This window comes from Propionivibrio sp. (genome assembly GCF_041441355.1).
Taxonomy (GTDB): domain Bacteria; phylum Pseudomonadota; class Gammaproteobacteria; order Burkholderiales; family Rhodocyclaceae; genus Propionivibrio.
Genome location: NZ_JASDTF010000031.1, coordinates 37,734 through 58,115 on the forward strand (window position 1 = coordinate 37,734; position 20,382 = coordinate 58,115).

The window sequence follows — 20,382 nt, forward strand, 5'->3', positions numbered from 1 at the left end:
GTGGGCCAAGACGAGGAGTACAGATGAAACAGGTGAAAATTCTCGGGACGGGCTGCGCCAATTGCCGCCATACGCTGGCGCTGGTCGAGCAGGTGGCGCGCGAGAAAGGCGTGCCGATTGAACTGGAGAAGGTCGAGACGCTGCCGGAAATCCTGCGTTACGGCGTGATGTCGACGCCCGGCGTGGTCATCGATGGCCAGGTCGTGCATGCCGGCGGCGTGCCGGCGCGGGCGGCGGTCGAGGCCTGGTTCTAAGGCGTGCGGGCGGGCTGCGGCGCCGAATCTTCGGACAGGCAGGTGCGGTTGCGGCCGCTGCTCTTGGCACGGTAGAGCTGGGCGTCGGCGAGTTCGAGCAGGGCGTCGGCATGGTTGTCGTCGACCGGCGTGGTGATTGCCGCGCCGATGCTGATGGTGACGACCGGGGTCGTGGCCGAGGCTTCGTGCGTGATCGCCAGCGCCTGCACGGCCAGGCGCAGCTCTTCGGCCTTGGCGAACGCGCCCTTGGCGTCGCAGTCGGGCAGGAGGCAGACGAACTCCTCGCCGCCGTAGCGCGCCACCAGGTCGTGCGAGCGCCCCAGGCAGGCTTTGATCGTTGTCGCCACCGCGCGCAGGCATTCGTCGCCGGCGTGATGGCCGTAGCGGTCGTTGAACTGCTTGAAGTGGTCGACGTCGATCATCAGCAGGGTCAGCGGCACGCCGTCGCGGCGGCAGGCCCGCCATTCGAGCGGCAGCATCTCGTCGAAGCGACGCCGGTTGGCGACCTGGGTCAGGCCGTCGATGAAGGCCATCTGCCGCAATTGTGCCTGTTGCCGGAGCAGCTGTCGGTTGGCGCGATAGACGAGCCAGGAGAGGGCAAAGGTGCTCAGCGAGAAGATCGCCATCAGGCCCGACAGCTCGAGCACCTGGCTGCGCCAGGGGGCCAGGTACTCGTCTTTCGCCAGGCCGACAAAAACGTAGAAGGGCTCGTTCTCGAACTTGCGGAACGAAAATTTGCGCTGCACGCCGTCGATCACGGTGATCGCGTCGTAGGTGCCGACGCTGACGCCGGTCTTTGCAAGATCGAGGAAGGTTTGCGACAGCCGTTTGCTGCCGATTTCGGCGCTGCTGGCCAGCGGCTGGCTCACCACCAGGCCCAGCTCGGCGTCGCGCAGGGTGACGACGCCTCGTGCCCCGATGCTGATCGAGGAAAAGAGGGCGGAGAAGCGCTCCAGCGTGATGGGGGTAAACACGACGCCGGCAAACGTTCCGTCCGGCAGGCTCACGCGTCGGGCGAGGACGACGATCCACTGGCCGCTCAAGCGGCCGCGCACCGGTTGGGAAATGATCGTCGATGTTTCCGGGTGGTCGCGCAGGCGGATGAAGTAGTCGCGGTCCCGGATGCTGATGTTCGTCTCGGCGTCGACGCCGGTGCCGTAGGCGACGCTGCCATCGGCCTTGGCGATGCGCAGGCTGTCGTTGAACGAAAGCTGCGTAAATTCGGCCTCGATGTGCCGATTGAGCGCCCGCAAATCGAAGCGCGGGGCGGTGAGCTGCCTCAGGTACTCGTGCGCCGTCGATGCGAGGACGGCATTGGAGGTGGTGAGCGTGCCGCTGATGGCACTCTCCAGAACCAGGGCCAGGTTCTGGCTGGTCTTGGCGGCACTTGCCTCGTATTGCGCACGGCTTTGCACGAGCGAAACGCCAAGCAACGCCGCCACCAGGGCGTTGATTACCAGGACGGTCAGAAGCAGATAGGTTCTCGGGCGCATCGGTCATCCACTGTCGTGGGGGCGCCGTTCATGGCCCGTCGTCTTGGGGCGGTGTCGTGCTCGGGCGCGGTCGGTGTTTACTGGCCATAGTAGGCCTCCATGATCTGCTGCCGGGTGCCGTCGGCGTGCATCTTGCGCAAGGCGGCGTTGAGGCGCTTTACCGTTTCGTCGGGCGTTGCCCGGTTGCACGCGGCGTAGGAGTCCTGGTTCTCGCGGAAGACGAAGACCTGGCGGATTTTGATGCCGAGCTGGCGAGCGTTCCAGGGGCCGGAGACGGAGGTTGCCGACCACAGGTCGACGCGCCCGGCGGCGAGTTTTTTGAGGCTTTGCTGTTCAGTGTGAGCCTCGTCGACGGTGAGGCCCTTGGTCTTGAGGTAGAGCGTGCGTGCGTCGCCCTGGTAGCCGCCGATCACATAGGGCTTGAGTTCTTCGAGCGTGTGCACGGGCGGGATGCGGCTGTCGGCGCGGGCGAAGAGCACCCATTTGCCGTCCGAAAGCGGCCCGATCCATTTGAACAGCGGCTCGCGTTCCGGAGTGCGCGAGGCGGAGAAGACGCAGGTGTCGGCGTCGTCGAGTGCCCGTTTGTAAGCGTTACGCCAGGGCATGAGGGCGATTGTCGCGGGCGTTTCGGTGCGTGCCAGCGCCTCGCGCATGAGGTCGACCGAAATTCCGACGACGGTTTCCCCGCCGTCGGGGGAGTAGCTGAGCGGGGGAAAGTCCTCGGTAAGCAGGGTCAGCGCTTGCGCCGGTAAGGCGAACAACAGCAGCAAAACGGAGAGAGGACGCATGACGGACTCCGGCGCGACAACGAAAACGCTTTTTTTCAGCCTAGTCTTCTCAGCGGCCGACTGCAAATGCCGTGGTGCTGAGACCCCGCCGGGCGGGCGAAAAAAACGTAAAATTCCCCGTCATCAATTTCATGTCACGGAGCCGATCATGCCTGCAGCCATCCGTTTTCACCGCACCGGCGGTCCCGAAGTGCTGTGCCTCGAAGAGGTTGAGATCGGCGCGCCGGCGCCGGGCGAGGCGCGTGTGCGTCATTACGCGATCGGCTTGAATTTCATCGACACCTACCACCGCAGCGGCCTTTATCCGTTGCCCTTGCCTTCGGGCATCGGCCTGGAAGGCGCAGGCGTCGTCGAGGCCGTGGGCGAGGGCGTGCGCGACCTGGCGGTGGGCGACCGCGTCGCCTATGCCGGCGGCCCGGTCGGTGCCTACAGCGAGGTGCGCTGCCTGCCGGCTGAACGCCTGCTGCGCCTGCCCGAGGCGCTGTCGTTCGAGACCGGCGCGGCGATGATGCTGCAGGGGCTGACCGCGGCCTACCTGCTGCGCCGTACCTACCGGGTGCAGCCGGGCGACGCGGTGCTGATCCACGCCGCGGCCGGCGGCGTCGGGCTGATCGCCTGCCAGTGGGCGAAGGCGCTCGGGGCGACGGTGATCGGCACGGTGTCGACCGAGATCAAGGCCGAGCTTGCGCGCCAGCACGGTTGCGATCATGTGATCCTCTACACCCGTGAGGACGTGGCCAAGCGTGTGCGCGAAATTACCGGCGGCGAAGGCGTGGCGGTGGTCTATGACGGCGTCGGCAAGGACACCTTCATGGCCTCGATCGACAGCCTGCGCGTGCGCGGCACGATGGTTTCCTTCGGCAACGCTTCGGGCCCGGTGCCGCCTTTCGAGCCGCTCCTGCTGTCGCAGAAAGGCTCGCTGTTTTTCACCCGGCCGATCCTTGCGCACCACACCGCCAAGCGCGACGAACTGCTCGACCTTGGCGGCGAACTCTTCGAGAAGGTGCTCGCCGGCCAGGTGAAGATCGAGGTCAATCAACGCTATGCCCTGGCTGAGGCGGCGCAGGCGCATCGCGATCTCGAAGCGCGCAAGACCACCGGTTCCACCGTCCTGGTGCCCTGATGCGGGCGCTGCGCGCCAAATTTGTCTCGCTGCGCGACTTGCTCGCGACGGCGTGGCCCATCGTTCTCGTTTCTGCGGTCGCGCTTTACGTCGCTTACCAGTTCGTCGAACCGGCGCCGCCCAAGCGGATGGTCGTCTCCACCGGCAGCGAGGACGGCGCCTACCATGCCTTCGCCACGCGCTACGCCGAACTGCTGGCGCACAACGGCATCGAGCTGGAGATCCGCAGTTCGAGCGGATCGAGCGAGAACCTTGAGTGCCTGCGCCGCGGCGAAGCCGATCTGGCCTTTGTCCAGGGCGGCATCGACGATCCGGCGCGGCCGGCGCCCTTTGCCAAGCTGGTGCCCGGCGAAGTGCGCCTCAAATCGCTGGGCAGCGTTGCTTACGAGCCGGTGTGGGTGTTCTATCGCCATGACCGGCGCATCGACACCCTGCACCCGCTGGCCGGCAAGCGGCTGGCGGTGGGCGAGCCGGGCAGCGGCGTGCGCGGGGTGGTGAATCAGTTGCTGGCGGCCAATGGTTTGCCGACGCACGGCCGCAACCTGCTGCCGCTCTCCGGGCTGGAGGCGGCCGAAGCGCTGCTGCGCGGCGAGGTTGACGTGGCCTTCATCGTTTCCGCGCCCGAGGCTGCGGTGGTGCAGGCGCTGCTGCATGCGGTCGGGGTGCGGGTGATGAGCTTCGGCCAGGCCGAAGCCTACGCCCGGCGCTTCCCCTTCCTCTCGCGCATCGTGCTGCCGCGCGGCGTCGTCGATCTGGAGCGCGATATTCCGCCGCGCGACACGGCGCTGCTGGCGACCACGGCCAACGTGGTGGTGCGCGAAACGCTGCACCCGGCGCTCGCCAGCCTGCTTCTGCAGGCGATGAGCGAAGTGAACGGGCAGACCGGTTTCTTCCAGCGCGCCGGCGAGTTCCCGGCCTACAAGGACCGCAGTTACGAGCTTTCGGACGACGCGCAGCGTTATTTCAAGTCCGGCCCGCCCTTCCTGCAGCGCTACCTGCCGTTCTGGCTGGCGGTGCTGGTCGAGCGGCTGCTGGTGCTGATCGTGCCGGTGCTGGTGCTGATCGTTCCATTGCTGCGCATGGCGCCGTCGATCTACAGCTGGCGCGTACGTTCGAAGATCTTTCGCTGCTACGGCGACCTCAAGTTCCTCGAGAACGAGCTGCGCGAGAATTACGACGGGCTGCGGCACGGCGAGTACCTCGAACGGCTCGACCGGATCGAGGACGAAGCCTACGCGCGCAGCATCCCGCTCGCCTTCAGCGACCTGCTCTACACCCTGCGGCAGCACATCGATCTGGTGCGCGACCGCCTGCGCCAGCTCGAACGCCGCCATTTGCCGGAGCGCACGCGATGAAATCCTTCCTGGTCGCCAATCCCAAAGGCGGGGCCGGCAAGTCGACGCTGGCCACCAACCTCGCCGGTTATTTCGCCCGCCGCGGCGGGCGGGTGATGCTCGGCGACGTCGACCGGCAACAGTCCTCGCGCGCCTGGCTCGACATCCGGCCGGCGGGGCTACCGCCGATTTCCGGCTGGGAGATCAAGGCCGGCGACCCGGCCCGGCCGCCGGCCGGGACAACGCACGTCGTCCTCGACACCCCGGCCGGACTGCACGGCAAACTGCTCGAACGCGTGCTCAAGCCCGTGCGGCGGGTCATCGTGCCGGTGCAGCCGTCGCTTTTCGACATCCTGGCGACGCGCAGCTTCCTCGCCGAATTGCTGGCCGAGAAGGCCGTGCGCAAGGAAAAGACCTTCGTCGCCGTGGTCGGCATGCGCGTCGACGCGCGCACCCGCGCCGCTGGCGAGCTCGAACGTTTCCTTGAACAGTACGAGTTGCCGGTGCTCGCCTACCTGCGCGACACCCAAGCCTATGTGCAGGCCGCCGCGCACGGGCTGACGCTGTTCGATCTTCCGGCCGCGCGGGTCGAGAAAGACCTGGCCCAGTGGCAACCCATCCTCGATTGGGTCGAGGCCGACTGACGCTGCGGCTCTGGCCATGGCCGCTTCGTGCAGCGGGCGCGGCAGGGAGCTGAAATCCCGCATGCTTTCGTCCTGAACGCGGTCTTCTCGCGGCGGACGGTCGAGCGCCGGGGCGCTCGCCGGGGTAAAATTCACCCCCTATGTCCGATCCCCGTTTTGTCCATCTTCGCCTGCACAGCGAATACTCCGTCACCGACGGCATCGTGCGCATCGACGACGCCGTCGAGCGCGCCGTCGAGCTCGGCATGCCGGCGCTGGCGCTCACCGACCTCGCCAACCTCTTCGGCCTCGTCAAGTTCTACAACGCCACCCGCGGCCAGGGCGTCAAACCCGTCTTCGGCTGCGACATCCACCTCGCCAACGAGACCGATCCCGACCGGCCGTACCGGCTGCTGCTGCTCTGCCGTTCGCGCCAGGGCTACCTGCAGCTGTGCGAAATCCTCTCCCGCGCCTACCTCGCGCCGCGCGTGCGCGGTCGCGCCGAGGTCACGCGCCAGATGCTCGACGACGTCGGTGTCGACGGGCTGGTCGCCCTCTCCGGCGCCGGCCTGGGCGACGTCGGCGAAGCGCTGGCGCAAGGCAACGCGGTGCAGGCCGCGGCGCGCGCGCGCTATTGGGCCGAGCGTTTCCCGGACGCGTTTTATCTCGAAGTGCAGCGTACCCACCCCCGAGGCACCGCCGGATACGGTGCGCAGGAGGCCCTGATCGCAGGCACGGTGGCGCTTGCCGGCGAGCTCGACCTGCCGCTCGTCGCCACCCACCCGATCCAGTTCCTCGCGCCTGACGACTTCAAGGCGCACGAGGCGCGGGTGTGCATCGCCGAAGGCTACATGCTCGGCGATACCCGCCGGCCGCGGCTGTACACCGAAGAACAGTACTTCAAGTCGGGCGAGGAGATGGTCGAGCTGTTCGCCGACCTGCCCTCGGCGCTGGTCAATTCGGTCGAGATCGCCAAGCGCTGCTCGATGACCATCACCCTCGGCAAGAGCTACCTGCCGAACTTCCCGACCCCGGAAGGCATCACCCTCGACGAATTTCTGGTGCTGGAGGCCGAGCGCGGCCTTGAGCGTCGCCTCGACCAGCTCTATCCCGATCCGGAGGAGAAGGCCCGGCGTCGCCCGGTCTACGACGACCGCCTGAAGACCGAGACGGCGACCATCATCCAGATGGGCTTCCCCGGCTACTTCCTGATCGTTGCCGACTTCATCAACTGGGGCAAGCACAACGGCGTTCCGGTTGGCCCGGGCCGGGGTTCCGGCGCGGGTTCGCTGGTCGCCTTTTCGCTCGGCATTACCGACCTCGATCCGCTGCAGTACGCGCTGCTTTTCGAACGCTTCCTCAACCCCGAGCGGGTGTCGATGCCCGACTTCGACATCGACTTCTGCCAGGACAACCGCGGCCGGGTGATCGAGTACGTGCGCGAGAAATACGGCAAGGACGCCGTGTCGCAGATCGCCACCTTCGGCACCATGTCGTCCAAGGCCGTGATCCGCGACGTCGGTCGCGTGCTCGACCTGCCGTACAACTTCTGCGATTCGCTCTCCAAGCTCATCCCGCTCGAGGCCAACAAGCCGCTGTCGCTGGCCAAGGCGATCGAAGCCGAGCCGCAGCTCAAGGAGAAGATCGAGACCGAAGAAGAGGTACGCGACCTCTTCGAACTCGCCGGCAAGCTCGAGGACTTGACCCGCAACATCGGCATGCACGCCGGCGGCGTGCTCATTGCGCCGGGCAAGCTCACCGATTTCTGCCCGCTCTATTCGGCCGACAACGGCGAGACCGTCGTCTCGCAGTACGACAAGGACGACGTCGAGAAGGTCGGCCTCGTCAAATTCGACTTCCTGGGCCTGCGCAACCTCACCATCATCGACCTCGCGGTGCGCTACGTCGAGCGCCTGACCGGCGAGAAGCCCGACCTCAACGCGCTGCCCTTCACCGACCCGGGCGCTTACCAGATCCTCAAGGACGCCAACACCACGGCGATCTTCCAGGTCGAATCGGAGGGCATGAAGAAGCTGCTCAAGAAGCTGGCGCCCGACCGCTTCGAAGACATCATCGCCGTGCTCGCCCTCTACCGTCCCGGCCCGCTCGGCTCGGGGATGGTGGACGACTTCATCCTGCGTAAAAAAGGGCAGCAGGCGATCGACTACTTCCACCCCGACCTCAAAGCCTGCCTGGAGCCGACCTACGGCGTCATCGTGTACCAGGAACAGGTGATGCAGATCTCGCAGATCATCGGCGGCTACACGCTCGGTGGCGCGGACATGCTGCGCCGGGCGATGGGCAAGAAGAAGGCCGAGGAGATGGCGCTGCACCGGGCGACGATCGCCGAGGGCGCAGCGAAGAAGGGCTACGACCCGGCGCTCGCCGAGCAGCTCTTCGACCTGATGACCAAGTTCGCGGAGTACGGCTTCAACAAGTCGCACACCGCCGCCTACGCCGTCGTCACCTACCACACGGCCTGGCTCAAGGCGCACCACTGCTCGGCCTTCATGGCCGCGACGCTGTCCTCGGACATGGACAACACCGATTCGGTGAAGATCTTCGTCGACGACGCGATCAAGAACCGCATCAAGATGCTCGGGCCGGACGTCAATGCCTCCGATTACCGCTTCGTTCCGGTCGACCGCGCAACCATCCGCTACGGGCTCGGCGCGGTCAAGGGCACCGGCCAGCAGGCCGTCGAGTGCATCCTCAAGGCGCGCGAGAGCGACGGCCCCTTCAAGGACCTCTTCGACTTCTGCCGCCGCGTCGACAAGCGCCTCGTCAATCGGCGCACCATCGAAGCGCTGATCCGTGCCGGTGCCTTCGATGCCCTCGACGACCACCGTCATCGTCTTCTGGCCTCGGTCGGCATCGCCATGGAGGCGGCCGAGCAGGCCGAGCGCAACGCCCTGCAGGTCAGCCTGTTCGACGTTTTCGACAGCGACGAGAGCGCCGCGCACGGGCCGCAGTACGTCGAGGTGCCGCGCTGGAAGGAGCGCGAGCAGCTCGCCGAGGAAAAGACCGCGCTCGGTTTCTTCTTCTCTGGCCACCCGTTCAGCGCGGTCAAGGCCGAGGTCTCGCGCTTCGTGCGCACCACGCTCGCCCAGTTGCAGCCGCGCAAGGAGCCACAGTTCATGGCCGGGCTGGTGCTCGGCATCCGGGTCAAGCTCACCGGGCGTGGCAAGGTCGCCTTCGTCACGCTCGACGATGGCACGGCGCAGCAGGAGGTCGCGGTCTACAGCGAAGTGCTCGACGCCGAGCGCGACAAGCTGCGCGAGGACGAGGTGCTGATCGTCGAAGGCAAGGTGTCGAAGGACGACTTTGCGGGCGAGGGCAAGGTGCGGGTCAGCGTCGAACGTTTGTTGACCATTCCCGAGGCGCGCGGCCGTTTCGCCCGCCACCTGCGTCTGACGCTGAGCGGCGACCCGGCCGCCAAGCCTGGCGCCAAACAGGCCGTGGCGCAGCGCCTGCGCGAGTTGCTGGCGCCGTTCTCGCCCGGCAACTGCCCGGTGCGCATCGTCTACAGCAACGGTGTCGCGCGTTGCGAACTGCAGCTCGCGGACGGCTACCGGGTGCGCCTCGAAGACGACCTGCTCGGCGTGCTCGGCGACTGGCTGGGCGCCGAACGCGTGCGCATCGAGTATTCCTGAAGCCGGGGACGGTGCGATGGGGCGCCGGGACGGTCCGGGCGCCCGCCGAAGGGCTTAGCGCAGGGCGGCGAGAATGGCGCCGTTGATCGTGCCGAGCGCCAGCGCGGCAATCATCAGGATGGCGGTGTAGCTCAGCGTGCGTTCGGGATTCGAGCGCATCAGCACCGGGATGCCGCGCGCCAGGATGAGCGCCGAATACAGCGTGGGGGCGAGGCCCAGCCCGGCCCAGGTCGGGACCGTGGCGAAAACGCCGCCGAGCAGGGCGGCGCTGCTGCTGTAGGCGATCAGGCGCAGGGCGGCGAGGCGGTCGGACTGGCCGCCGAAATTGGGCGCCAGACGGTCGGCGAAGCGCGCGAGCAGGTGGATGGCCACCAGGCTGAGAACGAGGCTGGTGGCGGCGTTGAGCAGGCCGCCGAGCGGCGAGAGATGGACCGCGGCGCCATCGACGGTATACCCGACGACGGAAAGGCCGAACCAGGCGGCGAGCGCCGCGAGCGTGGCGAGCGGCAGCAAAAAAGCGGTGTAGAGCGTGCGGGCGTCAGTCGTTTCCTCGGCGACCTGGAGCCAGGTGGCCGAGGGCGCGAGGAGGATGTCGCGCAGGCGACGGAAGGGAAACATGGAGCGATCCTCGGAGGATGGGTTGCGAAAAAAAGACGAAAAGCGGTGACGAAAAAAAAGCGACGTGACGTCGGCGCAGGGCGCCATTGTAGCGGCTTCCCCGTTGTTCACGTCGTTCGCGGGCAACGCGGGGCGAAGCTTTGCGGCCCGGATGCGAGGAAGCGACTGGCTTCGCGGCGAGGTTTTCATTATCCTGAAGGTAGCCTGATCCACGGAGATGCACGATGAGCGAGCAGCCCCCGCACGACGACGACCTCTTCTTCGCCGAGGAGGGCGAGGAGGTCGGCAAGGTGCCGCTGCATCCGTGGCGCATTCTGGTCGTCGATGACGATCAGGACGTCCACGAAGCGACCGTCCTGGCCTTGCGCGGGCTGGAAGTGCTCGACCGCCCGATGCAGCTCCTGCACGCCCACTCGGCGAACGAAGCGCTCGATTGCCTGCGCCGCGAAACCGACATCGCCGTCATCCTCCTCGATGTGGTGATGGAGACGCTGACCGCCGGGCTGGACATCGTGGCGACGATCCGGGGCGAACTGGGACTCGTCAATCTGCGCATCGTGCTGCGCACCGGTCAGCCCGGCTATGCGCCGGAAATCGAGACCATCCGCCGCTACGACATCAACGACTACAAGGCCAAGAGCGAGCTGACGCGCAACAAGCTGTTCACCGTGCTCTCCTCGGCCTGCCGGACCTACGACCAGCTTTGCCGCGGCGAGGCCAGCCGGCATGGGCTCGAGCGCATCGTGACGGCCAGCCGCCAGTTGATGCGCGAGCGCGAGATGTCGCAGTACGCCGAACGCGCGCTGGAGCAGCTCGCGGCCTACCTGAAAGTGCCGAACGACGGCTTCATCTGCATGGGCGAGACGGCGGAGGTGCGTCGTGCCGGGCTGTTCATGCTGCGCGCCGCCAGCGGCCGCTATGCCCGCGCCAGCGGCAAGCCCCTGGCCCTGACCGCGCCCGAACTCCTGCTGCAGGTCGAGCACTGCCTGGAAACCCAGGCGTCCAGCGTGACCCCCGACGGGGTGTTCTTCTACTTCGGCGGCAGCGAAGGGCGGCGCGGGGCGGGGTTTCTCCATGTCGCGCAGATGCACGCGCCCGACCTCCAGCAGCTGGAAGTCTTTTGCGCCAACATCGCGCTGGGCAGCGACAACGTCGTGCTCTTCGAGCGTCTGCGCAAGGCGGCCTACACCGATTCCCTGACCGGTCTTGTCAATCGAACGGCGCTGATCGACGCCATCGACCAGCGCCTGATCGTCGAAGGCGGCGCGGGGCAGGCGCTGGCGCTGATCGACATCGACCAGTTCTCGGCCTTCAACGATCTTTTTGGGCACCGCTACGGCGACCGCCTGTTGCAGGCCGTTGCCCGGCGCGTCGAGGAGACCTTCGGTCAGGCGATGCAGTGCCTGGTGGCGCGAGTGAGCAACGACACCTTTGCGGTCCTCGGGCCCGACAGCCTGATTGTTCCGGCGGCCTTGCAGTCCGTGTTCTCCACGCCGTTCGCGTTTGACGAAGGTGAGCAGGCCTTGAGCGTTTCGCTCGGATTGCTGCATCTCGTCGATTCGAGCGGCACGGGCGGGGCGGATTGCCTGAAGGACGCCTGGATCGGCATCCGCCGCGCCAAGGCGCTCGGTCAGGGGCAGCATGTCTGGTATTCGCGCGCCATCGGCACCGAGACGCGCGAGCGCACGCGCCTGCTCAATGCCCTGCGCCAGGAATTCGAGAGCAATCGGCTGTACATCGTCTATCAGCCGCAGGTGACCTTGACCGACCAACGGGTGATCGGCGTCGAAGCTTTGCTGCGCTGGCGGGCCGAGGACGGTACTTTCATTTCGCCGGCGAGCTTCATCCCGGTCGCCGAAAGCTCGGGCTTGATCGTCAGCCTCGGCGAATGGGTCCTGCGGCGCTCGCTCAGCGTGCCCGGCGAACTGCGCGCGCTCGGCCATACCGACCTGGTGATGGCGGTGAATGTCTCGGCGATGCAGTTCCGGCGCAGCGATTTCATCGACGTCGTCGAGTGGGCGCTGGCCGACACCGGCATGCCGGCCGATCGCCTTGAACTGGAAATCACCGAGTCGGCGGCCATTCTCGGGGCCGGGCTCGTCGAGCAATACCTGCATGAACTCAAAAAGCGGGGGGTCGGCATCGCCATCGACGACTTCGGCACCGGCTTTTCCTCGCTGTCCTACCTCGACCGCCTGCCGGCGGACCGGATCAAGATCGACCGCGCCTTCGTCAATGCGCTCGATAACGGCGATCCGGGCGCGCGTGGCGCACGCATCGCCGAAATGGTCGTGCCGCTGGGGCGGAAGCTGGGAATGAAGGTCCTGGCCGAAGGCATCGAGACCGAAGCGCAGGCCCGGCGCCTGGGCGAACTGGGCTGCGACGACGGGCAGGGGTTCCTGTACGCCCGGCCGATGCCGATCGAAGAACTCAAGCTCTGGCTGGCCGGACGCGCCTCGACATGAGCGGCCGTCGGCGCTTCGGCGCCCTGCTCGTGGCCCTCGCGGGGCTGCTGTGCGTGGCCTGCATTCCCTCCAAGCCTTTGCGTCTCGGCTTCATCGGCGGGCTTTCCGGGCCGGTGGCCGACCTCGGCGAATCCGGACGCGACGGTGCGCTGCTCGCGGTCGAGGAAATCAACGCGGCGGGAGGCATCGGCGGGCGCCGCGTCGAATTGCATCTGATCGATGACGGCCAGGACGAGGAGCAGGCGGCGGCGGCCGTCGAAACCCTGGCACGCGAAGGCGTCGAGCTCATCATCGGGCCGCTGACCAGTGCCATGGGGGTGGCGGCGTTGCCGGTTGCCGAGCGTCTGGGCGTCCTGCTCTTGAGCCCGACGATCACCGCCAGCCGTTTCGTCGGCCGCGACGACCAGCTGCTGCTGGTCTCCCCGCATGTCGGCGAGATCACCCGCCGTTTTGCCGTCCATCTCCACGCCCAAGGGGTGCGCCGTCTGGCACTGGCCTACGACACACGTAACCTGGCCTTCTCCGCCGACTGGGCCTTGCACCTGCGTGAAGCCTTGCGCGCGCTCGGGACGGAGGTGGTTGCCGAAGTGCCTTTCGTCTCCGGGGAGTTTGCGAGCTACGAGACAAGCTTGCGCGAGCTGCTCGCGGCGCATCCCGATGCCTTGCATTTCGTGGCCAGCGCTGTCGATACCGTGCGTCTGCTGCAAGTGGTCCGGCTGTTGCACGTGGATCTGCCGAGCAGCGCCGCGGCCTGGGCGGCGACCGAGCACCTGATCCAGCTCGGCGGGCGCAGCGTCGAGGGTTTGGTGGTCAGCCAGCTTTTCGCGCGCGACGACGCGCGGCCGCGCTTCCAAGCTTTCCGTACCGCGTTTCGGGCCCGCTTCAACCAGGAGCCGGGCTTCGTCGCGGTGGCGGCCTACGACGCGACGTGCGCTGCGTTGACCGCCTACGCGAAACGGGCGCCAGGGGCCTCGCTCAAAGCGACCCTTCTGTCCATTCCCGCCTTCGAAGGGGTGCAGCAGACCTGGTCATTCGACGCGCAGGGCGATGCGACGCGCCAGGTGAGCGTCGCGCGAGTGCATGACGGGCGCTTCGTGGCGCTTGAGGATCGTTTTCCGTGAAGGCGCTCCCGCGGCTGTTGAGTCTGCGCACCTGGGTGGCGCTGTTGCTGGTGACGGCGGTGCTGCTGACCCTGCTCGGGGTGAGCGCGGTGCTCATGCTCTATCGCCTGCCGCAGATCGAGGCTTTGCAGCGGGGCGAGATCGCCGAGCGTGCCGCCAGCGTGGCCGGCTTGCTCGACCATTACTCGGCGAGTCTGGAAGCGCAGCTGATGGCGCTGGCAGCGATGCCGCGCCAGCGCGACGGGCGCGAACTCGAGGATTACCTTGAGGCCACCGTCGGCGACGGACGCCTGTTCGAGGTCGCCTTCCTGCTCGACCATTCCGGCCGGGTGCGCGGCGTCGGCTTGCCGCCGGCATCTCGCCAGGCCGCGCCAATCCTGCGTGGCGTTGATTTCGCCTTCAATCCGCTGTTCCATGAGGCCCACGCCGCGCTGAACAAGGCCGGCGGGAAGACCGTCACCGTCTGGAGCGACCGTTACCTCTCGGTGCTGACCGGCAAAAATACCGTCAGCGTGGCGGTGGCCAGCGAACAGCGCATCGTGGTCGGCGAGGTGGCCCTCGAGCGCCTGCTCGAACTCTTGTCGTCCGCCTCCCCTGGGGACGAGGCGCTGGTCACCATCGTCGACCGGCGCGGGCAGTGGCTGTCGTCGTCGAGTTCGCAGGCGCCGGGGCGGCACCTGAACTACGCCTCCTTACCGGTATTCCCGGCCATCCTGCGCGGCGAGGCGCCGCTCGGGCGGGTCGATTTCCTGGGGCGCTCCCAGATGCTCTTCGGCGTCGTCTCCGAACGTCTACACTGGGTAATTCTCGCGGCCAAGCCCGCCGGGCTGGGCGATCCGCGCATGCGGCTGGCCGTCGAAACCGTGGTCTCGGCGCTGCTCGTCGCGCTGCTGCTGAGCATGGCGCTGGCTCGGCTGATTGCCCCGCTGGTCGGCCGCGGGGTTCAGCCGCTGATCGAGAACAGCCGCTGCATCGCCAGCGGCACCTATCCGGAACACTGGCCCAGCGGCGGGCACATCCGCGAGTTGTCCGAGCTTGCGGGCGACCTGCAGCGCATGGCGGGCGCCCTGCGCGCACGCGAGGAAGCGGTGCGCCAGAACGAGGAGAAGCTGGAAACGGTGTTCCAGGCCTCGCCCACGCCCATGCTGGTGGCCGAATACCGCCAGGAGGCACCGGTAATCGTCGACGTCAATGCCGCCTGGGAGCGGCTGTTCGGGCTGGCGCGCGCGGCGGTGGTCGGGCTCGAGGCCGTTCGCCTCGAACTGTGGTGTGACCTCCAAGACGGCGAACGTTTTAGCGACAGCGTGCGCGCGCTGGGCTGTGTCGAGGGGCAGGAATCCTGGTTGCACTGTGCCAACGGGCAGCGCGGCTTGATCCGCATCGCCGCGCGCAAGGTGCGCATCGGCGACGCGGTGTTGCTGATCGTGACCCTCAACGACATGACTGCGCAACGGCGCATCGAACGCGAAATCCTGGAGCTGAACGCCGAACTCGAACAGCGCGTGCAGCGGCGTACCGAGGAGCTCTCGCAAGCCAATGCCGACCTTGCCGCCTCGCTCGAACATCAGCGGACGATGCAGGAACAACTGGTGCAGTCGGAGAAAAGCGCGGCACTCGGCGGCATGGTGGCGGGCGTGGCGCACGAACTCAACACCCCGGTCGGCAATGCGCTGATGGCGGCGACGACCATGCAGCAAAGGGCGCAGGATTTCCGTGCCCGTCTGGCGCGCGGGGTGCGCCGCAGCGAATTCGAAACCTTCCTCGAAGTGATCGGCGAGGCCAGCGATCTGGCCGAGCGTAACCTGCGCCGCGCGGCCGACCTGATCGGCAGCTTCAAGCAGGTGGCCGTCGATCAGGCCAGCGACCAGCGCCGCCGTTTCGACCTCTCCGAGGTTGCGCGCGAAATCCTGCTCACCCTGCAGCCCTCGTTGCGCCTCACGCCCTACGAAGTGCGCAACGAGATCGAACCGGGGTTTGGCTTCGAGAGCTATCCCGGCCCACTTGGGCAGGTGCTGACCAACCTGATCAGCAACGCCGTGCTGCACGCTTTTCCCGGTCGCGAGCGGGGACTGGTCCGCCTCACGGCGCGCGATTCAGGCGATTGCGTCGAGGTGGCGGTGAGCGACGACGGTTGCGGCATGCCGCCGGAGGTGCTGCGCCGGATCTTCGAACCCTTTTTCACCTCGCGCCGGGGGCGCGGTGGAACGGGCCTCGGCCTGCACATCTGCGAGAGCGTCGTCAGCCGCGTCCTGGGCGGGACGATCACGGTGCTGAGCCGGGTCGGCGAGGGCAGCGTCTTCACCCTCCGTCTGCCGCGCGTGGCGCCCCGCCGCGACGAAGCGGCGGAAAACCACGCTGTGGCCGCGGCTCAGCGCCCGGCTTCGGGGGTGTAGCCGAGGGCGCGCGAGATGTCCTCGGCGGTGCGCTTGAGCAGGGGGACCCAGTTGGGGTTGTGACGTTCGGTCGGGGCCGAGATCGAGAGGCCGGCGATCAGCCCGCCTTCGTCGTTTCGGATCGGCGATGCGACGCAGCGCAGGCCGATCTCCGCTTCCTCGTTGTCGTACGCGAGGTCGTGGCGACGGATCTTGTCGAGCTCGCGCTCGAGCTGGGCCGGATCGGTCAGCGAATGCGGCGTCTTGCCCGGCAGGCCGGTGCGCTTGGCGTAGGTGCGTACGGCGTCGTGGTCGTCCGCGGCGAGGAAGAGCTTGCCCAGCGAGGTGAGGTGCAGGGGCGCCCGGCCGCCGACGAGATAGACGACGCGCACCAGCGCGCGGCCGCTCGAAGTGCGTTCGACGTAGACGATTTCGTCACCGTCGCGCACGCCGAGGTTGATCGCCTCGCCGATGGTTTCGTGCAGGTGCTGCATGAACGGCAGGGCGACTTCGCGGATGTTGAGCCGCGCCTTGACGATGTTGCCGAGCTCGAGCAGACGGATGCCGAGGGCGTAGGTGCCGGCGTCGTGGCGTTCGACGAGGCGGGCGTTGGTCATGACCGCCAGGATGCGGTGCGCGGTCGAAGGATGCAGGCCGGTGGTCAGAGACAAGGTTTTCAGCGGCGCCGCGCCGGGCGCATCGGCCAGCGCGTCGAGCAGCGACATCATACGTTCGATGACCTGGATCGAGCCTTTGGCTTCTGTATGTTCGGCCATAGTTTTCCCGTTATGAGCTTTTGTTTTTTCCCCTGGCGGAATACTATTGCGACTCCGCCCATATGGCGCGCGCCGCTTGTTAACCGCGGCGTTTTGTCATCTGATGGAATGCCATTCTAGCACCATGCGCAAGAGGTGTCCGTCACGTCCCGCTTTGCCTGTCCATGCGCGTCCGGCCGCTTTTGCGGTTTTTGACGCCACTCCGCCACACCCCGTTTGGCGCTTGCGGGTGTCGTTTGTCTTCGAATTCTAAGTTTCTGAGTTCTGAATCCATGTTTGCCCTTTCGCCCGATGCCCCGCCCGCGTTGCCGTTCTGGATCGACGGGCGCGCCGTTCTCTCCCTTGGCGAGCGCCTCGTCGATGTCCAAAATCCTCGTCAAGAACCCGTCCTGCGGCGTGTTCCGGTGTGCGGTGCGGCCGTGGCGCAGCGCGCCGTCGCTGCGGCCTGCGCGGCACAGCCGGCCTGGGCCGCGCTTGACCCGGCCTTGCGGCAGGGCGTGCTGGCGGCGCTGGCAACCGCACTCGCCGGTTACGCACCGCACTTCGCGCGCTTGCTCGGGGAGGACGCCGGCCTGACCGCCACGGCGGCGGCCGAGGACGTCGCCCGCGCCGAGCAGGCCCTGTTGGCGCTGCCGGCGCAAGCGCCGCTGTCGCCGGTCTGCGCGCTGCTGCCGGCGGCGGACGACCCGGCGCCCTTCAGCGATGCGGTACGGCGTCTGGCGATGGCCCTGAACGCGGGCAGTGCGGTGCTGCTGCTCTCGTCGCCCTGCGTCGCCGCGCCGCTGCTGGCGCTGGCCGAGCTGGCGGCGCGCAGCGGAGTTCCGGCCGGAGTGTTCAATCTGGTGCATGGCGATGCGATGAGCGCGCGTGCGCTGCAGGCGGCCATCGGCGACAGCGCGGGTTGAAAGGACACGGCATGGAATTGCGGCGCAAGCATGACCTCGGGCCGGCCTCCCACACCCTGCTCGGCCGGAATCCGACCGAGCACGAGGGGGCGGGCGCGCCTGCGCACGACGACGCGCATGCCCACGATCATGCACCTCCCCATCGCCATATCCACGACCATTCGCATGCTCATTCGCACGGACACCCGCATGCGCACGGCGCCGATTCCGGGCCGCGTCTCGTCTGGGCGCTGGCGCTGACCCTCGGTTTTGCGCTGATCGAGGCCGTGGCCGGCTTCTGGTCGGGCTCGCTGGCCCTGCTCGGCGATGCCGGACACATGGTCACCGACAGCGCCTCGCTCGGGCTTGCCGCCTTCGCCGCCTGGCTGGCGCGGCGGCCGCCGTCGTTGCGCCACACTTACGGCCTCGGTCGGGTCGAGACGCTGGCGGCGCTGGTCAACGTGGTGTTCATGGTCGGCGTGGTGGTGGCCCTTTCCGTGGCGGCGATCCGCCGCCTGCAGGCCCCTCTGCCAGTCGACGGCGCGACGGTGACCGCGGTCGCCATCTGCGGCCTGCTGGTCAATGTCGGTGTGGCCTGGCTGCTGATGCGCGGTGAGCAGACGATGAACACCCGCGGCGCCCTGCTGCACGTGATCGGCGACCTGCTCGGTTCGGTCGGTGCGCTGGTCGCCGGCGTCGGCGTGATGTACACGGGCTGGCTGCCGATCGATCCGCTGCTGTCGATGCTGATCAGCTTGCTGGTGCTGATCTCCAGCGTCCGTCTGCTGCGCGAAGTGATGCAGGCGCTGCTCGAAGGCGTGCCGGAACACCTGTCGACCGAGGAGATCGGGCACGCGCTGGCGGCGCTGCCGGGCGTGCGCTCGGTGCATGATTTGCACATCTGGACACTGTCCTCGAACCGTATTGCGCTGTCCGCGCACCTCGTCGTCGAGAGCCTGGTGCTGTGGCCGGAGACGCTCGCCGAGGCACGCCAGACCTTGCGTCTGCGCGGCATCGTGCATGTCACCCTGCAGCCTGAACCGGCGGCGCAGCCCGTGCTCTGGCAGCCGCTCCGTTCGGCGGTCGGCGACGATAGCCCGCTTTGACGGGATCTCGAAACTCAAGGAAAAAAGGAGAGCAGTTTTGCGTGTGGTGATACAGCGCGTGACCTCGGCGCAGGTCGACGTGGGGGGCGCGACGGTGGGCGCGATCGGGCACGGGCTCTTGCTTCTGGTCGGCTTCGAGGCCGAGGACGGCATGGCTGACCTCGACTGGATGTGCGGCAAGCTGACCCGGCTGCGTATCTTCGATGACGCCGACGGGGTGATGAACCTCAGCGTGCAGGAGATCGGCGGCGAGGTGCTGGCGGTCAGCCAGTTCACCCTCTACGCCGCAGTGAAGAAAGGCAATCGCCCGTCGTGGAGCCGCGCGGCGCGGCCCGAGGTGGCCGAGCCGCTGTTCGCCGAGTTCGTGCGCCGCCTGAGCGCAGCCCTTGGCAAGCCGGTGCCGACCGGCGTTTTCGGCGCCGACATGCAGGTGGCGCTGGTCAACGACGGGCCGGTGACCCTGTGCGTCGATAGCCGGGCGCCGGAGTGATCGGGCGGGACCGTTTCGTCGTATGTCGACGCGTTGCCGCAGTTTTCATGCCGTATGCCTAGAGGTATAATTTTTTTCGAACTTGGGCCACCCCTTTCATCTTGATGTCGGTCCCGCCAGCAGGGCGGAAGCGGCGGGAGTGTACGGTCGTGTACGAACTGGTCGGCAGCGCTGATCTCAACGTGCCTGGACGCGGCGGCGGATGTTTCCGGCCGCCTGGCGGCGGCGACGTTGACCGGGCGCCGGAACGGACCGTCGTCCCGCCTGCGGTGGTGCCCCTTTCCCCGCCAGCGTATTTGGATTGCGAACGCGCAAGGATTACGAAGCGCCGTGCTCAGCGAGCCGGCGCTTTTTTGTTTTCTTCATTGCCATTCAGGAGTAGCCAGCATGAGCTTTCCCTTTCCGATCCTGACCCCCGAGGAGGCCGCGGAACTCATCAACCACGGCCAGAACATCGGTTTTAGCGGATTTACCGCGGCCGGCGCGGCCAAGGCGGTGCCCGCCGCGCTGGCGCGCAAGGCCAAGCGCGAACATGAGGCCGGGCGGCCGTTCAAGGTCGGCGTGCTGACCGGCGCGTCGACCGGCCCCTCGCTTGACGGCGCGCTGGCCGAAGCCGAGGCTATCGCCTTCCGCGCGCCGTATCAGTCCAACGGCACGCTGCGCAAACAGATCAACGCCGGCCAGGTGCGCTTCGTCGACATGCACCTGTCGATGGTGCCGCAGCACGTGCGCTACGGCCACCTCGGGCCGATCCACTGGGCCGTGGTCGAAGCCTGCGACCTGACCGCCGGCGGCGGCGTGGTGCTGTCGACCTCGGTCGGCGCCTCGAACACCTACATGCGCATGGCCGACAAGGTGATCATCGAACTCAACTCGCGCCATCCCTCGTCCCTGCTCGGCATGCACGACATCTTCGAGCCGCAGGACCCGCCCGGGCGCAGCGAGATTCCGATCTACTCGCCGTCCGACCGCGCCGGCTCGCCGATGTGCGTGATCGACCCGAAGAAAATCGCTGGCGTGGTGTTCACCGATCTGGCCGACGAGGCCGGCGGTTTCGACGAACCGACCGAAGTGACCGACCGCATCGGCCAGAACGTCGCCGATTTTCTCGCCGCCGAGATGCGCGGCGGACGCATTCCGAAGCAATTCCTGCCGCTGCAGTCGGGCGTCGGCAACATCGCCAACGCGGTGCTCGCCGCGCTCGGGCAGAGCCGCGACATCCCGGCCTTCGAGATGTACACCGAGGTGCTGCAGGACTCGGTCATCCCGCTGCTCGAAAACG

The 20,382-nt window shown here is 67.4% G+C and carries 15 protein-coding genes and 1 pseudogene; 12 read left to right on the forward strand and 4 right to left on the reverse strand.

Features of this window, described 5'->3' with window-relative positions; all coding sequences use genetic code 11:
* Positions 1-23: 23 nt before the first annotated feature.
* A complete protein-coding gene (locus tag QMB55_RS11745) occupies positions 24-254 on the forward strand; it encodes a thioredoxin family protein (RefSeq protein WP_497588897.1) in 231 nt (76 codons plus the stop codon).
* Here the strand turns inward: QMB55_RS11745 and QMB55_RS11750 are convergent.
* On the reverse strand, positions 251-1,747 hold the full coding sequence (locus tag QMB55_RS11750) for a sensor domain-containing diguanylate cyclase (protein ID WP_497588898.1): 1,497 nt from the start codon (positions 1,745-1,747) through the stop codon (positions 251-253). The two genes, QMB55_RS11745 and QMB55_RS11750, sit on opposite strands and share 4 nt — an antisense overlap.
* 77 nt (positions 1,748-1,824) lie before the next feature.
* Positions 1,825-2,535 (reverse strand): substrate-binding periplasmic protein, encoded by a 711-nt coding sequence (locus QMB55_RS11755; RefSeq protein ID WP_497588899.1) that lies wholly within the window; start codon positions 2,533-2,535, stop codon positions 1,825-1,827.
* A gap of 148 nt (positions 2,536-2,683) precedes the next feature.
* Between QMB55_RS11755 and QMB55_RS11760 the strand changes: the two genes are divergently transcribed.
* The 4 genes from QMB55_RS11760 to dnaE all read left to right on the forward strand — a co-directional run bounded on the left by QMB55_RS11760 (position 2,684) and on the right by dnaE (position 9,268).
* Positions 2,684-3,658 (forward strand): quinone oxidoreductase family protein, encoded by a 975-nt coding sequence (locus QMB55_RS11760; RefSeq protein ID WP_497588900.1) that lies wholly within the window; start codon positions 2,684-2,686, stop codon positions 3,656-3,658.
* Entirely contained in the window at positions 3,658-5,013 is a 1,356-nt protein-coding gene (locus QMB55_RS11765) for a TAXI family TRAP transporter solute-binding subunit (protein WP_497588901.1), read from the forward strand. Before QMB55_RS11760 ends, QMB55_RS11765 begins: the two co-directional genes overlap by 1 nt.
* Positions 5,010-5,636, forward strand: a complete 627-nt coding sequence (locus QMB55_RS11770) for a nucleotide-binding protein (protein ID WP_497588902.1) — start codon at positions 5,010-5,012, stop codon at positions 5,634-5,636. The genes QMB55_RS11765 and QMB55_RS11770 overlap by 4 nt, the downstream gene beginning before the upstream one ends.
* Before the next feature lie 140 nt (positions 5,637-5,776).
* Positions 5,777-9,268: a DNA polymerase III subunit alpha gene (gene dnaE, locus QMB55_RS11775; RefSeq protein ID WP_497588903.1), complete on the forward strand. Its 3,492-nt coding sequence runs from the start codon at positions 5,777-5,779 to the stop codon at positions 9,266-9,268.
* Positions 9,269-9,322: 54 nt separating this feature from the next.
* Here dnaE and QMB55_RS11780 read toward each other — a convergent pair whose 3' ends face one another.
* Positions 9,323-9,886, reverse strand: coding sequence for a Yip1 family protein (locus QMB55_RS11780; protein WP_497588904.1), 564 nt, complete (start codon positions 9,884-9,886; stop codon positions 9,323-9,325).
* A 224-nt stretch (positions 9,887-10,110) separates the two neighbouring features.
* Here QMB55_RS11780 and QMB55_RS11785 point away from each other — a divergent pair, with 224 nt between their 5' ends.
* Genes QMB55_RS11785 through QMB55_RS11795 form a run of 3 tightly spaced genes read left to right on the forward strand, consistent with a single transcriptional unit; the run spans position 10,111 to position 15,865 of the window.
* On the forward strand, positions 10,111-12,351 hold the full coding sequence (locus QMB55_RS11785) for a putative bifunctional diguanylate cyclase/phosphodiesterase (protein WP_497588905.1): 2,241 nt from the start codon (positions 10,111-10,113) through the stop codon (positions 12,349-12,351).
* Positions 12,348-13,472, forward strand: a complete 1,125-nt coding sequence (locus QMB55_RS11790) for an ABC transporter substrate-binding protein (protein ID WP_497588906.1) — start codon at positions 12,348-12,350, stop codon at positions 13,470-13,472. The genes QMB55_RS11785 and QMB55_RS11790 overlap by 4 nt, the downstream gene beginning before the upstream one ends.
* On the forward strand, positions 13,469-15,865 hold the full coding sequence (locus QMB55_RS11795; RefSeq protein WP_497588907.1) for a sensor histidine kinase: 2,397 nt from the start codon (positions 13,469-13,471) through the stop codon (positions 15,863-15,865). The genes QMB55_RS11790 and QMB55_RS11795 overlap by 4 nt, the downstream gene beginning before the upstream one ends.
* Here QMB55_RS11795 and QMB55_RS11800 read toward each other — a convergent pair.
* Entirely contained in the window at positions 15,841-16,620 is a 780-nt protein-coding gene (locus QMB55_RS11800) for an IclR family transcriptional regulator (RefSeq protein WP_497588908.1), read from the reverse strand. The two genes, QMB55_RS11795 and QMB55_RS11800, sit on opposite strands and share 25 nt — an antisense overlap.
* 272 nt (positions 16,621-16,892) lie before the next feature.
* On the opposite strand from QMB55_RS11800, the gene QMB55_RS11805 reads away from it, so the two are divergent.
* From QMB55_RS11805 to QMB55_RS11820, 4 genes and pseudogenes are all read left to right on the forward strand, one after another.
* Positions 16,893-17,525: an aldehyde dehydrogenase family protein gene (locus tag QMB55_RS11805; RefSeq protein WP_497588909.1), complete on the forward strand. Its 633-nt coding sequence runs from the start codon at positions 16,893-16,895 to the stop codon at positions 17,523-17,525.
* A gap of 11 nt (positions 17,526-17,536) precedes the next feature.
* On the forward strand, positions 17,537-18,610 hold the full coding sequence (locus tag QMB55_RS11810) for a cation diffusion facilitator family transporter (protein ID WP_497588910.1): 1,074 nt from the start codon (positions 17,537-17,539) through the stop codon (positions 18,608-18,610).
* A 43-nt stretch (positions 18,611-18,653) separates the two neighbouring features.
* On the forward strand, positions 18,654-19,100 hold the full coding sequence (gene dtd, locus QMB55_RS11815) for a D-aminoacyl-tRNA deacylase (RefSeq protein WP_497588913.1): 447 nt from the start codon (positions 18,654-18,656) through the stop codon (positions 19,098-19,100).
* Between the two features lie 387 nt (positions 19,101-19,487).
* Positions 19,488-20,382 (forward strand): annotated as a pseudogene (locus QMB55_RS11820) (propionyl-CoA--succinate CoA transferase); the annotation flags it as partial.